The following is a 14,068-nucleotide window of genomic DNA, read 5'->3' on the forward strand; positions in this document are numbered from 1 at the left end:
GTGGAACATCCGTTTCGGGTGCTGAAGTGTCAGTTTGGCTATCTGAAGGCGCGGTATCGAGGATTGGCGAAGAACACGGCTCAGATCGAAACGCAGTTCGCGCTGGCTAATCTGTGGATGGCGCGCAAGATGCTGTGAAGCGCAACGAAGGCCGAAGGCGTGCGGTAAAGGCGAGGCTCGGACCGCCAGGATGCGACCGGTAGCGCTCCACCGCAGTCGCAGGTGACGATGTGATCTTCGCTCCATTGTGCGAGCTGGAAATCCAAAGCAGAAACGGGTTGTTCAGACCTTCCCTAACACATAATTCGGTGCGGTTTGTCAGCGGCTGCGCAGATTTCTTTTTCGCGGTCTTTGACGTCGAAATTTTTTCGCGGCGTACCAATGTACCCGACAACATGAGACAATCCGCGCGGAAATTCAGTTTCTAACTCATGAATAGATCTGTCGCGCAGCACAGTGCTTCGAGGCTAAGGTACTGCGGTCTAGCGCGGCTTGGGTTGCCTGCACCTAATGCCAGTGGTCTTTTATCAATGCTCCGGTTTTCCGGTGTGAATGAATGGCCGGGAACGCATGCCCAGCAATGCGAGTCAGGGGCGGAGTAAAGTTAATTTCGGCATTGCAACACCATCGACCCTTAGGTGCTGCAACTCCTCGCTGCAGCTCGTGTCGCAGACTAATCGATATGCTGGTGTCTCTAGGTGCTTTGGCGCGTAGCACCGGCAGATCTAAACTGCTCTAGCCGGAGCTGATGCGATTGAGGGCGAATTGCGCGTCGAACTAAAATTGCAAGAAAGCTGGGAGTGATGGAAACAAGTTATGCTAGGCCCAGGGTTTCATCTGCTACCCTGATTGTTAGGGATAGCCGGGCTTACATGAGGCAGCAGTGTCCGCTTGCGATCCGGTTCACTGGAATGTCCGGTGCGGGAAAGCCTACTCTTGCATGTCTGCGTGGCAGGGAGCATTACGCGCGGGAGCTCCGCGCTCGCCATCCCCAAGGCAAGAATTGCCGCCGCGATTTAAATAGCGACCTGGACTTTTCGGACATCATTCAGCACAAGAACATTCGGCGCTCCGCCGAAGTCGTGCTGGTGCTGTTTGAAGAGGGGCACATAGGCGTCGCCCCAATTATTTTTCCGTTCAGAGCGGATAAAAATGCCGCGACGTCAATTGTCGCCGACGATCAAATTCTTAAAGTCGACGTCAACGCTTCGTGCGCGACAGTCGAGGCCAGAGTTTTTAAGAGGCCTCGCAAAATGACTCAGCAAGAAGCCTCGTCACGATTCACTTTGCGAGTTTGCAGTCAATCCTGCGTTGCGGTTGAGCGCAGCCGAGCTTGCTCCTCGCGATGCTTGGAGCAAATCTTTTTGTCAACAGACTTCTTTCCAACTACTGCGAATTCTGTTCCGCCGTGCTGACTTGGTCGAGGCATGATTGGAGCTTGTGCCGCGCCATTAAATTGGCTGCGCCTAGCTTTTACGCCTTGAATCATTAGTGCGAAACCCACTTGCTAAGGATTAACACCCGTAACAATGCGTAGCCTGTCCTCCTTAACGCTCGCGCTGTCGCTCGTTTGCGCGGCCATCGCCACTGCATGCTCCTCTGTTCCGACTTCCGGTCCAAGCAAATCAGAGGTTGCTCAGTCCTCTGCCTCGACTGACGAATTAGGAATTCAAATCGTCGACGTGAATGACGCTGTTGCCCGGCGCCTATTGGCCGATCGTAGCGCGGGCGACTTTGCCAAGACACTCGGCGAGCTCCCGATGCGGCAACAGCGGCTGGGCGCCGGGGATGTTGTCGAGGTGTCGATATGGGAAGCGCCTCCGGCGATGCTATTCGGTGCTTCTCCAACGGACACGCGGTCAGGCGGTGCGTCCAATGCGCGTGTAACCGTGTTGCCCGATCAAATGATCGATGCTGCCGGTGACATCAATGTGCCTTTCGCCGGCGAGATCAAAGTCACAGGTCAGACGCTGGACGAGGTGGGGCGCGCGATTACGGATCGGTTGCGCGGTAAGGCAAATCAACCGCAGACACTTGTGCGGTTGGTTCAGAATTCGACGTCGTACGTGACCATCGTTGGCGACGTGACTTCCAGCAAACGGATGCCGCTCACGCCGAGTGGTGAGCGACTGCTCGACGCCCTGGCAAGCGCAGGAGGAGTTCGACAGCCAGTCGATAAGACGACCGTGCAGGTTACCCGGGGCGATCAAGTGCAATCGCTGCCACTCGAAACCATCATTCGCGACCCTCGGCAAAACGTGCCGTTGCGATCCGGAGACGTGGTCACAGCGCTCTACCAGCCGTTCAGCTTCACTGCACTTGGGGCAACGGGAAAGAATGATGAAGTGAACTTTGAAGCGCAAGGTATTACGCTTGCGCAAGCGCTTGCGCGCGTCGGTGGTTTGACTGATTCGCGGTCAGATGCAAGGGGTGTGTTCATTTTCCGGTTCGAAGATGCGAGTGCGCTCACGTGGCCGCAACAGCCTGTACGCACGACGCCGAATGGAAAGGTGCCCGTAGTCTATCGGATCGACTTGAAAGATCCGCGTAGCTTTTTCATTGCTCAGACTTTCATGATGAACAACAAGGATGTGCTGTACGTATCGAATGCACCGATCGCGGAGTTGCAGAAATTCCTTAACGTAGTCTTCTCGGTTGCATATCCAGTGATGTCTACCATCACTACGTTCAGGTAATCTGAGTCACGTCTCGCTTTGCCGCTGGGCGAGTATTTTTTACCGTGAACCGCACCGGCACCGGGCACACATGAGGCACGGCATTGGTAGTAGCTTGTCGGCGCAGGTTGGTACGACGGGCCAGGAGAAGGCGGCTGCGTATCCGACCGACAGCCGTCTCCTTGAAGCAGCGCGAGCCCGACGCGTCCAGATGGAGCAACGCGTCGGCTTGGTGCTAAGCAAACCTAAGAGCGTGAAGGCAAGCGGTTGCGTCGCTTGTGGGTGGCTATGCGCATGCGAAGCAGTTCAAGCGCGTGGATCGTGTACTCAAACTAACTCAACTGGCAAACCGGCGAAGCACTGAGCGCGACACTATGTGCAGCCGGTTATAACCTGCGCTAACTGCAGGGCGCGTTCGTCCGTCTGGGACTGATGTCCGGACTTTTATCCTGCGTTCCCGCATTGGCTGGTCGGTGTCACATCGACGCCAGCGCTTGCTCGCCAAAAGCTGTTCAATAATTCAATTCGGAGCGGCGCACACTGGTTATTTAAGGCCCGTGGATAGATCAAGATATTGCTCCCACGGACGAGTTAATCGTGGTCGATGAGCAAGCGAAAAATCTTCCTTGTCGACAGTCAAATTCGGGTTGTAATACTTATCGTTCGTTGTATTCGTCCGCCATCGCTTAATCATAAAATTCTTTTCACGATTAAACCTTGCTCGTTTGGATGCGGACGCTTGATCGTCTCCGCGCGAGTATGACTCGTAGTGATATAGTTGCGCATGCGGTGTCCATAAAATTCGATAACCAGCCTCACCGGCTCGCAAGCAAAAATCAATGTCGTTAAATGAAACGGGGAGTTCTGTTTCATTTAATCCATTTAATTTACGAAATACGTCCCTTCGAACCAGCATGCAAGCAGCTGTAACGGCAGAAAAATTCTGTGTTAGCACTGCACGGCCTGCGTATCCTGGATGATCGCCAGGGAAAAGGCGATGAGCGTGAGCAGCAAATCCGCCAATACCAATAACAACACCCGCGTGTTGTACAAACCCATCGCTATATAATAGTTTGGCACCGACTACACCAATTTCGGGTCGCAGCACATGTGAGACCATCTCAGACAACCATTCCTTGTTTATAACCTCGACGTCGTTGTTGAGCAAGCCGATAATTTCACCTGTTGCAAAACGTTCTCCAAAATTATTGATAGCAGAATAGTTAAAGTCTGAATCGTAATCGACGACACGTATTCTTGGATCTCGGGAGACGATTTTTAAATAGGCGCGTGCGGATTTCTCCTGGGTCCGATTGTTGATGATAATTATTTCCCAATTCGGATATGCGGTTTTGTATTTTATGCTTTCAATGCATTTCCTGAGTTTAGCATAGGCGTCTCTGCTGGGTATAAGCAGACTAACCTTCGGAAGGTCGAGGGGCAATGGATAATGAACGCGATACGTCCCAATAAACTTCCCATGCTCGATGCGGATCGAGGGGTTGTTGCCAAAAAAATCGCGAAGTGCCCTCACTGCGGCATCATAGGCGTATGATTTCGCGTGTGGATCGCCGGCCGTAGATTCATCATGAATGCGCCAATGATAAAGAACGTGTGGCACATGCCTGATCTGACTCGTTTCGCTTAATTTAATGCAGCGTAACGCTAAGTCATAATCCTGACTGCCTTCATAGCCGGATCTAAAACCGCCAACCTTCCTAACCAGCGATGTCCGATAGACACCCAGGTGTGAAATCATGTTGTGTGACAGGAATAAATCTGGATTCCAGTCACTTTTAAAATAGGGGTCACTTCGATTGCCAATTGCATCGATTTTGTCTTCATCGGAATAAATTACATTGACTTCGCTATGATTATCGATTTCTGTTGCCACATAATACAACGCGTGAGAAGGAAGAATGTCGTCATGATCGAGGAGCGCGATGAACTCACCCGTAGCGATTTCAATCGCAGAATTTGATGCCTCGGAAATATGCCCATTTTCCTCTCGGAAAACTACCTTTATCCGCCGATCCAGTTCTTGATACCCTGTTAAAATTCGCCGAATCTCAGGATTCGGTGAGCAGTCATCGGCAGCGCATAGTTCCCAGTTGGGATAAATCTGGTTGCGTACCGATTCTATCGCCTCTCGCAAGTGTTTTGGATTGGGATTGTAGACCGGCATAACAATTGAAATCAGAGGCAGTGAAGCCATATTGGCCAAGTGATAATTAATAGCTTCTCGATCACGTGGTCCAAGAGACTCAAAATCATCTATCAGTGTCGCGTAAGTTGGAGGCACGGAATGAATGCGTAATTTTGCACAATCATCGTAAACGCGCCGCAAATCAAAAAAAAGTCTTTTGACAGTGATTCCATATTGCCGGGCTTGCTCCGTTTTCCGAAATTTCGCAATGTCAGACAGCACCCACTCAAACATCCGAATCAATCTTTCAATGTGAGTAAGTTTGCGAAGCTGAATAGGGGCTTGCAAAAGGCTGCCTTTGCTCTGCATCGGCGACCAATAAAGCGCTTTCGCATTTGGCGGAAGCTTAATAATATGCTTAATTTTCCCAGGGCGGGTCGTCGGGATAGAAAAGCTCGTTGCATTGACGAAACCCGAGCCGGTATCGGCATACATATGTGCGAACAATTGCGTGCCTTTGCGAATCAACGATGATTTCACGTAGACCCAGCCCGAGGGATTTCTTCCCTGCCTGCATTCCAACCGAAAGAGGGGCTGCATGCCGGTGGATGTCCATCGGTTGATTTCTGACGTCTGCTCCAAGTCGCCGACTGGGACTAAGTCAAATGTGAAAATTCGCAAGAGGCACCGTTTCGCGGTGGAAAAAAATTCTTCTATGTAACTCACGAGGAAGCCTTGGAAATTTGCCTGGCCTACCGTTTCGGCGGCCAGCGCTCAGATGCCTCATCAAGTGGATTTTTTTGAAAAAATTCCGCTCGACTGTCGTAATGCATAATTGGATTTAAATCTCTCTGATTCTTCTGAAAGGTCGAGTTAGCCGCCAACTAGGCGAACGATGGATTTCGCGTAACAGCACTTCTTTTTCACGCAGTTGTTGAAGTGCCTCTTCGGCCTCTCGCTTATGTATCGCAGCGAGTTTTGACAGGTTTTCTATTTCCGCAGTTTGTTTCTGAAAAATGGTTGTAGATCGCTCAACGAGCCTTTCATGCTCGGCAATCACTTCGGCCAATTTCGCAATTTGTATCTCTCGCTCGTTGACCGCACCAGTTAAGGTTGTTACTTCCGTCTCGAGGAAGGCCGAAAACATTTGCCTTTCGGCAAGCTGTTTTTTAAGGTCAATCAAAGCCTCATCAAAAACGGCAGCTTGAGTTTCATGCTCACGCACGACGGCATTGAGATTTTCCAATTCATTCTCTCGTGCCCTATTGATGGCGATGATCTGCTCATCTCTTTCCGCGAGCAATTGTTCGGAGCGGAGAGATTGCTGACAGTAATCAACATTGGATTGCTGCAAGCTTGCGATCCGTGCGTCACGAAGCAAGAGTTCATCCGTCATGGTGATCATGCGCTCATCTCTCTCCGTGAGCAGGCGCTCGAGACGGAGAGATTGCTGGTTGTGGGCCGCGTCGGACTCCTGCAAACTTGCGATCTCTGCACCGCGAAGCGAGAGTTCATCCGTCAACGAAGAAATGACTCTCTCTTTCTCAACTAGGAGTAGTCCGGATTTTTCGAGTTCAAGACGCAGTAGTTCAGCGGATGTCGCAATATTATTTTTGTAGCTTTTCCATTGGGGATGGCTAAATCCCATTAATGCTAGTTCGTCATAGACCGAAGACAGTTTGTCGTGCAAGTGAATCGCGAATGTATGCGGGATCGCCATTGGCGTCGATGAATTGACCTTGTCTTCAGTTTTGGAAGACAGCAGACCGCTTTCATCAATTTCAAGAAAATTGCAAAGCTCAGATAGCGTCTTGTCCGGATTCGAATGAAAATCTTCAAAATAAAAAACCTTGAACTCGTCGTCGGAAAGTGATTGTTTTAATCTCTTTATAGCAAGGTCATACCTGGCTTGTTCCCAAAACCATTCCTTGTTTAACGTTGCAACAAACAAATCAAAATTCTTCCCCTGAACCTCATGGGCTAACCCATTCCAATTCATCTCGTGCTTATAGTGCGACCAAACACGCTCGAAAGGATCTCTTAGAACGTAGATGGCTTTGATTTTTGTGCAATTTTTTCTAACAAGCTGCCATCCAGTGTCGTCCAGAATACTATTCAAATTTGAGAAGTCTGCACAATATTTTCGACCTTCACTATCTTTATATAACGACTGATACCATTCATCGCTTACTTCGTTGGCGCCTACGTAACGAGCGAACCAGTCCAATCTATCTGCATTTTCGGAAAAATATTCAGGGCCTTGATCACCCTGTTCTGAAAATACAACATTTAACCATTTCGTTCTATTCTCTTTCGATTCGAAGTCGTATATGTTTCGGGCGTGAGTGAAGTAATGGATTTCCTTCACCGGCGGAAAGTAGATGTCCGGATGATTCTGAAGTTTTGAATAAAGCCACGTCGTCGACGATCTCATTGCACCGACAGACATAAAAAGGTTGTTAATCATTTTTTTTCTCCGTTAGTGTTTCCCGAAACATATGCACCAGCTCTTTAACCTGATCTGAAGAATAGCGAGGGGCACGCGTAATGGGGGATCCTTTATATTTTAGCGGTGCAGCGTCAATTTCACGCACGACGCCTTGCAATGATCGGACCGTTGGGGTTATTTTGAAACCGTTTTCGGGCGAGATGTCTTCTCCAATCGCACCCACATCGGAACCCACCAGCCAGCATCCACAGGCCGCAGCTTCACGGGTCACGAGGCCAAAACTCTCTGGGCAAATGGAGGGGGCAAAAAGGACATCGATGCGCTGATACAGTTCCACCACGCGCTGCTGGGCCACTCGACCAATTATTGTGACTGGTGTATTTCCCCATGTAGTTTTGTGTAGGTAATCTTCTGATTTAGAGTCATCGACCACCAGCAATTCTATATTTTGTGTGGATACCGATTTTACTGCATCTTTGAAAATGAAAAATCCCTTATGTGTAGCCATTCCGCCGATGTGAGCGCAAATAACCTTAGCTGACAGGGACGTTTGCTTTGCGCTCCAGTTTGTTAAATTTGAAATACCATTTTTATTTGTTCGACTTTTAAAGATACCATTATTCTTGTATATGCGAGTGTATGCGTCCGACACGCACAAGACGCTTTCGGCTGCTGCAAGCAAGGATTTGAGGTGATTGCGCCGTTCGAGTGATTGCCGCCGCGTCACTCCGTCAGGCAGCGGTGACTCAATAAACGGATCGGGGTGGCCATCCGGGTACACCTTACCAGACGCATCGGTGAGGAACTGATAGTCTGAAATCCACCAGGCATCGTGTGCAGTCACGTAATAAGGTATTGCCATTTTTCGTGCGGCGTCGACAACGCTGGCAGTGAGTCGTTGGAGACAATGAAAATGAATCAGATCGGGTTTTTCGTGTTTGATGAATTCGCCGAAGAGCCGCTCCATCTCTGGGTCGTTGATGTACCAATCCATGTTTTCGCGCCATAGGCTTGAAGGGCTGTACACGCGGATCCCGTCGTGTGGATACACGTTCATAATATGAGCTGGCTGCCGGTAGCCGTCAGTAGAAAAAACAACGACATCGAACTCTTCGCCGTAGTTGCGTATTAAAAGACTGACCTCGTCGGCAACAATACGCGTCGCTCCGCCGATTGCCTGTGGCGGATAAAACACGTTCACTACCGCAATTTTTTTTCTTGATGGGTTCATTTTATTTAAAGCCGTTATCTCACGAGCGCCGGTACTGGAAATGGGAGTGACTGGTGTGCAATTGATGAATTCATGATGCCATCGATATTTTTTGCAAGGGAAGCTGGGGTATATCGATCTTTCACTTTCTTTTCTGCAGCTAAGCCGACCCGCTCTCTAAGAGCAGGATCCACAACAAGCCTCTCCAGACAGGAAAACCATTCCTGTTCGTTCGAAGCTAGATAGCCATCCGCGCCATTTTCAATTACCTCGCAATAATTCTTCGTCGCGGAAACAACAGACGGAATGCCAAAAAAACCTGCTTCCATCCACTTTATTTCGCTTTTGCAGTCATTAATTATATCGTCATGCAAGACTGCAATGTTTATATCTGCGGCGGACAGGCAGTTGAGGTAGACCTGGGGGTGTTGCATGATGGCAAGTTGAACCACTTGCTGCTTGTGCCTGGCAAGGAAAGTTTCAGGTAGTTTTAAATGGCCTACCGCTACAAATTTAACGTTTCGATGTTTTTCCAGCAGGCGATCAATGGCCGGCAATGCTATTTGCGTAAAATCGCTATTATGTGCAAGCGTGCCCGTACCGTAAAAAATACTGACGTATTTTTTTTCCCTGGAGTCCTTGGCGATCGGCAAAATATGATCATCTAAAGCATTCCTGTGAAGGAAGCCGCGCTTTGTCCTAACCAAGGCCGTCAACCTCTGCAGTAGCGGTTCAGTCGACGAGATTGCATAATCGCAACGCGTCGCTGCGGCACGGAAGAGCGCTGTATCTTTTACCAAATTCACGTATGCATGCGGGGAGACCTGTCCACCATAGCTCTCAATCGGAGGGGGATTGCAGGCATCGATCAACAAATCGTCTATGTCGTAGAAAGTAATTTTCCCGAGTGCGCGCGCATATTCGATCATATGGATCGTCTCGATAGCAGCTGGAATCCTATAAAATATAATTAGATCATTATAATTTATAAGATTAATCGCTTCTTTGCTATCAAGATAATTCACTGTCTCTACGTCGTAGCTTGCCAGACGGAGTTGTTCCTGTTTTTGAGCGATGCGATACCTATAACACTGCGCAAGACCGAATGATCCGATAATCAGAACGCGACTTTTATTAATACTCCCTCGGTACGGAGCCGGTGAAAATTTGGTGAAAAGACGGGAGAAAGAGTCTGCAACAAACGAAACAGCATCCTCTGTTTTCTTCATTAAAGACGCTCGACGCTGGGCTGTTGCCAGGGAATTGAAACTTTGCTCCTTAACTCGCCAAAATTCCGTCAAAACCTCCTGTAGTTTCAGCGTCAGCATCTCGATATTTGGCTGAAGTTCTGTCGCGCGAATGAGCACTTCGACTGCTTCGCCGAATTGACCGACACTTGTCAACGCCTTCGCCAAATTAAGTGGTACCCACTGGGAGCGAGTTCCAACCTCAAGCGCAACCTCGTAGTGGGCGATAGCTTGATACTGATTGCCATAATTTAGGGCGATGTTGCCTAAGTGCTCGTGTGCGGTTGGATTGTCAAAGAACAGGAGGGAGAGTCCATAGAGCTCGATCGCTTTGTTGATGTGACCAGTGCGCTCTTGATGCAGTGCTAGCTGGACATAAAAATCGGCACACAGATGGTCCGCATCATGCGGTCGCAATTTCCTGGCCGGTGACTGCTGAACTATTTGGAAAATTGCTAGGAACAGATTGCTGAAATTCTCATCGGGATTGAGGCGCGCAAGATTTTCCAATTCAAAATCGAATGGTAGGTTGCGAAACTCGATGCCGTAACTTGCTAGCAGTTGATCTAGCGTTGGGAAAAAGCCCTGGTGCTTCCCATGGTGCAACCAATGCAACATTGCATCGTCGGCTTTGGTAAGTAGCCCAAACTCATCGTACAAGGATAAGTAAAAAGCGCGGTCGAATCTATACTGACGTCCTTGTCCGGAGCCAGTCTTGAGAAAATGGTACGTTGCGTGAAAGTGGGTCGAGCACTCGGTGGCGACATCTGGATTGAGCTTTACATACATCTCAGACGCGAAGTCGTCGGGTAACATCGACGCGATGAGGCCGTCTCGCGACAGGAGTACGTCGAAATTCGGACTCCTTTCCTCTTGTTTTCCTTCATTTTGCCAATGACGGATCAATCTCGCGTCGCTGAGCGCGCCGAGGTCCTTGTACCAATGCCGATAGAAAGAGAGGTCAAGTTCCGCTGGGCATGTATTTTCCAGTAGAGTGTTGACTTTCCTCTTCATTAAGAGATTTTTCATGAGCGATGACTGCAGAAGCCTGCGAAAAAAATTCGTGAAGCAATAGCCCGAGTGCGCCATATTATCCGGTACCGGGCCGAAGGCGCTCTTGGGAGAATTTAGCATTCTTTGGTGCGTAAAAACGTGTCGTACAGACAAGCGAATCTGTTCAATATTAACGTTATAGGAACTTTCCCATTACAAGGTTCCGTGGTAAAAATTTAGTGCCGCGCTCACTTCGGAAAATTCATGCAATTTACCTGAATCCAGTACAGCCGCGCGGTCGCAATACTCGCGTATATAGCCTGCATCGTGGGAAACAATGATCATCGCACGATCCATCCGCTTCTCAAAAAGTTCATGGCGGCACTTTTCATGAAATCTACTGTCTCCAACGGCAACGATTTCATCGATTAAAAAACAATCAAAATCTACCGCTAGAGATATCGCAAAAGCCAACCTTGCTCGCATGCCAGAGGAATACTTTTTTACGGGTTCTCGAAGATAATTACCGAGTTCAGAAAACTCTTGTACATAGGGAGTCGCTTGCTCAAAATCGGCCCCGTACACCCGGCAGATAAAACGCAGGTTGTCCAAACCGGTCAAGCTTCCTTGGAACGCACCACCGAACGCTAGTGGCCACGAAATGCTCATCTTCCGCGTGATCTGTCCTTTTGTCGGCAACTCCGCGCCGCTGATAAGGCGGATAAGAGTCGATTTCCCGGCGCCATTTCTGCCAAGGATTCCGATTTTTTCGCCGCGCGGAATAGTTAGGCTAATCTTGTCCAGAACCGTTCGATGACCTTTTCGCGTGCTATAAATTTTTGTTACATCATTTATGGCTATCATTCTGGCTCCACGCGACGCTGGGTTTCTCTTGCGAGTGACAGGCCAATGAGCATGAGTATGCTATTTGCAAAAATGAAATACGCTGGGTTTTCGTGAGTGCGGACCGCATTGCCAAAGAAGCCGTGGCGGATCATTTCGGCGCCGTGGACCATCGGGAGCCATAGCACGATGTTCTGGACCGATTTCGGCAACCAATCCACCATAAAAACGGCGCCTGAAAATGGAAACATCAAATAGGTGATGGTGTGCCAGATTCTTTCCACAACTTCAGAGCGCTCCGATACGGCTCCGACTGTAAGGCCGAGCGACATGGCAAACCAGCATTGCAGAATCCACCCAATGGACATCGTCAGCAGATCAACGGGAGCCGCCACTAGGCCGACTGCCATAAAGACTAGGACAAGTATGGTCAGTGACGCAGTTGCTCCGGCCAATTCAAGGATGAGGCGGGACAGGAACACGTCGATAACCCGCACATTCCGGTGATACATTAAGCTTAGGTTGGGTTCGATAGCCTTTGAACATCTGTTCCCCGAGTTGCGCCAAACGAGCAGTGACGAGTATCCAGTAACTGCGAATGCTGCAATAGGAAGGTTTGAACCATGTGTAAAATGCCCGAGCGACCAAACGGTAGTAACTCCCAACGTAAACATCATTGGTTCAACGAACAACCACATAAAGCCGATGTTGTGTCGGCCATAACGCGTAATGATTTCGCGCATAAGCAGCGCGAAAATGACGCGTTTCTGTATTTGGAGCGATCTCCAAATTGTTGTTGAGGTCTGGTTCATCTGACTAGTCTCGATGCTCTTTAATACCGGCGATCAAAATCGTGAGAACACCCCAGGCAACAAGTCCAACTATCAGGGTGGCAAGAATGCCACGCATGCGGCGTGGTTCAACGGCAATATCGGGTTTTGATGGCTGAACAACGCGTTCGAGGTAAAGTTGCTTACGCTGCGCGTCATTGTGAGCCTGTTCTAGCGAGGCTAAGGCAACAGCCAATTGCTTGTCGGCGAAATCGCGTTCGAGCGACAAACGCTGGTATTCAGCGGCTTTCTGTGCGAGAGAACGGTCCCCCCCGGCCACCGTGGCGCTTTGAGCGGTAATTTCGCTTTGAAGCGTAGATATCCGGTTTTCTAGCGCAGAAATTTGCGGGTTGTCCTTGGTCAATAATTTTATTTGATTTAAAGATGTCTTCGATTCCACGAGTTCATCTTGAAGTCTGGCTATCTGTTGCAATTGAATTGTCGATTGACGTTCAGGATCAATAACACCTTTTTCGTTTCGATAGGTTGAGAGGGCGAGCGCAGCCGTCTTCGCCTTGGCTTCTGCAACCTCGACTTCCGCCGATGCGAATTGAATCATGTCTTGCCTGGCGCGCGAATTAAGCTGATTCACCAAGCTTTCGCTCATTTCCAGTAATTTCTCGTTAATTCGATATGCATCTGTTGCTGTGAACGCTCGAGTGGAAAGAGTTGTGATCGACGAGGTTGAATCAATTTGAACGCTAACTTTATTCTGATAATAGCGAAACAGGGCTTCGAAACTTCTGTCAGGCAGAATTCCCGAAAACCGACTGAAAACGTCTACGCGGCTACTTGAGTAAGCATTTTCAATATCATCGTTCTTTTCCAGGTTTTTTAGTGCGTCCCGGGAAAGAATGAAGTCCTGAACAGTGTAGCTATCGTCTTGGGAGCGCGAAAACCCTGCACTACCTAAAATCATCCCAAGTGGGGTGGAAGTCTGCCGATCAGGACTTCGAACCACGAATCGAGACTCGGAAACGTAAACGTCAGACGAAATTATCCCGAAATATGAGATTGAAATCGCGGTCGGCAGTACGACGGTGCATAAAAATATGGGGCTAAGTCTTCTAAATTTTGCTATTAATCCTTTCGCCTTAAAATTGCTTCGTCTGACGGGGCCAGCAAAAACTTGATTTTCCACGGTTATTCCAGATGAGTTAATTCTTGACTGCCGACTGTGTTCGGTGAATTTTTTCCAGCATCGACTCTCATGAAGAGCCCGGGGTTCTAACTAAATTTTCTGCTTGACAACTGGCTTGCTTCGTTCTTCGGCTGGGTCGGTGGATTGATTCCGGCGACGCAATCCATTGTGAGGGCGCTGCATTGAATGACGTCCTTGAAGAACATGCCTTTGAGCGACATGGCTTTAGCGCGAACATAAGCATGGCCCAATTGTGACGTCGCGTAGTGTCGAGTGTTGGCTCGCAGCGGATTTTTCATTTGCTGGCAGGCATGTCTCCCAGCGCCCGTGTTGGTCGAACCTTTTATCTCAAACGGCTTCTCGCAATCACTTTCATAAGGCCGAGCGCCGCTCTGCGATGGGCAGCTACAAGCATTCGCTTGGGTAGCGATCGTCTCGCGGATGTGCCAGTTGACATTAGCGGTATCCGTTAATATTTGCTTGTCAACTGCGAACATCCGCCGGCATAACCTGCGCTGCCATTTTTTGAGGCAT

The 14,068-nt window shown here is 49.1% G+C and carries 11 protein-coding genes and 1 pseudogene; 4 read left to right on the forward strand and 8 right to left on the reverse strand.

The window, feature by feature from the left end; all coding sequences use genetic code 11:
- The 4 genes and pseudogenes from HHL24_RS28945 to HHL24_RS44180 form a co-directional block, all read left to right on the forward strand.
- A partial coding sequence (locus HHL24_RS28945) for a transposase (protein WP_169488769.1) occupies positions 1-138 on the forward strand: 138 nt, incomplete at its 5' end.
- Between the two features lie 734 nt (positions 139-872).
- On the forward strand, positions 873-1,415 hold the full coding sequence (locus HHL24_RS45140; protein ID WP_407947535.1) for an adenylyl-sulfate kinase: 543 nt from the start codon (positions 873-875) through the stop codon (positions 1,413-1,415).
- A gap of 114 nt (positions 1,416-1,529) precedes the next feature.
- Positions 1,530-2,696: a polysaccharide biosynthesis/export family protein gene (locus HHL24_RS28955; protein WP_169488771.1), complete on the forward strand. Its 1,167-nt coding sequence runs from the start codon at positions 1,530-1,532 to the stop codon at positions 2,694-2,696.
- A gap of 106 nt (positions 2,697-2,802) precedes the next feature.
- Positions 2,803-3,007: pseudogene (locus HHL24_RS44180) on the forward strand (IS5/IS1182 family transposase); the annotation flags it as partial.
- A 212-nt stretch (positions 3,008-3,219) separates the two neighbouring features.
- Here HHL24_RS44180 and HHL24_RS28960 read toward each other — a convergent pair.
- From HHL24_RS28960 to HHL24_RS28995, 8 genes are all read right to left on the reverse strand, one after another.
- A complete protein-coding gene (locus HHL24_RS28960) occupies positions 3,220-5,547 on the reverse strand; it encodes a glycosyltransferase (protein ID WP_329606757.1) in 2,328 nt (775 codons plus the stop codon).
- A gap of 115 nt (positions 5,548-5,662) precedes the next feature.
- The gene (locus tag HHL24_RS28965; RefSeq protein ID WP_169488772.1) at positions 5,663-7,288 is read right to left on the reverse strand and encodes a sulfotransferase; all 1,626 of its coding nucleotides are present in this window, start codon (positions 7,286-7,288) and stop codon (positions 5,663-5,665) included.
- Positions 7,281-8,501 (reverse strand): glycosyltransferase family 4 protein, encoded by a 1,221-nt coding sequence (locus HHL24_RS28970; RefSeq protein ID WP_169488773.1) that lies wholly within the window; start codon positions 8,499-8,501, stop codon positions 7,281-7,283. The genes HHL24_RS28965 and HHL24_RS28970 overlap by 8 nt, the downstream gene beginning before the upstream one ends.
- A gap of 14 nt (positions 8,502-8,515) precedes the next feature.
- A complete protein-coding gene (locus HHL24_RS28975; protein WP_169488774.1) occupies positions 8,516-10,756 on the reverse strand; it encodes a glycosyltransferase in 2,241 nt (746 codons plus the stop codon).
- Positions 10,757-10,933: 177 nt separating this feature from the next.
- Positions 10,934-11,584, reverse strand: a complete 651-nt coding sequence (locus HHL24_RS28980) for an ABC transporter ATP-binding protein (RefSeq protein WP_169488775.1) — start codon at positions 11,582-11,584, stop codon at positions 10,934-10,936.
- Positions 11,581-12,375, reverse strand: a complete 795-nt coding sequence (locus HHL24_RS28985) for an ABC transporter permease (protein ID WP_169488776.1) — start codon at positions 12,373-12,375, stop codon at positions 11,581-11,583. The genes HHL24_RS28980 and HHL24_RS28985 overlap by 4 nt, the downstream gene beginning before the upstream one ends.
- Positions 12,376-12,379: 4 nt before the next feature.
- The gene (locus tag HHL24_RS28990; RefSeq protein WP_206003066.1) at positions 12,380-13,534 is read right to left on the reverse strand and encodes a hypothetical protein; all 1,155 of its coding nucleotides are present in this window, start codon (positions 13,532-13,534) and stop codon (positions 12,380-12,382) included.
- An 86-nt stretch (positions 13,535-13,620) separates the two neighbouring features.
- Positions 13,621-14,031, reverse strand: a complete 411-nt coding sequence (locus HHL24_RS28995) for a hypothetical protein (protein WP_169488777.1) — start codon at positions 14,029-14,031, stop codon at positions 13,621-13,623.
- Positions 14,032-14,068: the final 37 nt, after the last annotated feature.

It is taken from the genome of Paraburkholderia polaris, from assembly GCF_012927345.1.
Classification (GTDB): Bacteria; Pseudomonadota; Gammaproteobacteria; order Burkholderiales; family Burkholderiaceae; genus Paraburkholderia; species Paraburkholderia polaris.

Coding starts and splice junctions, on each gene's coding strand:
- HHL24_RS28975 (WP_169488774.1), bottom strand. CDS start 10,756: ATGAAAAATCTCTTAATGAAGAGGAAAGTCAACACTCTACTGGAAAAT.
- HHL24_RS28980 (WP_169488775.1), bottom strand. CDS start 11,584: ATGATAGCCATAAATGATGTAACAAAAATTTATAGCACGCGAAAAGGT.
- HHL24_RS28955 (WP_169488771.1), top strand. CDS start 1,530: ATGCGTAGCCTGTCCTCCTTAACGCTCGCGCTGTCGCTCGTTTGCGCG.
- HHL24_RS28995 (WP_169488777.1), bottom strand. CDS start 14,031: ATGTTCGCAGTTGACAAGCAAATATTAACGGATACCGCTAATGTCAAC.
- HHL24_RS28965 (WP_169488772.1), bottom strand. CDS start 7,288: ATGATTAACAACCTTTTTATGTCTGTCGGTGCAATGAGATCGTCGACG.
- HHL24_RS45140 (WP_407947535.1), top strand. CDS start 873: ATGAGGCAGCAGTGTCCGCTTGCGATCCGGTTCACTGGAATGTCCGGT.
- HHL24_RS28985 (WP_169488776.1), bottom strand. CDS start 12,375: ATGAACCAGACCTCAACAACAATTTGGAGATCGCTCCAAATACAGAAA.
- HHL24_RS28970 (WP_169488773.1), bottom strand. CDS start 8,501: ATGAACCCATCAAGAAAAAAAATTGCGGTAGTGAACGTGTTTTATCCG.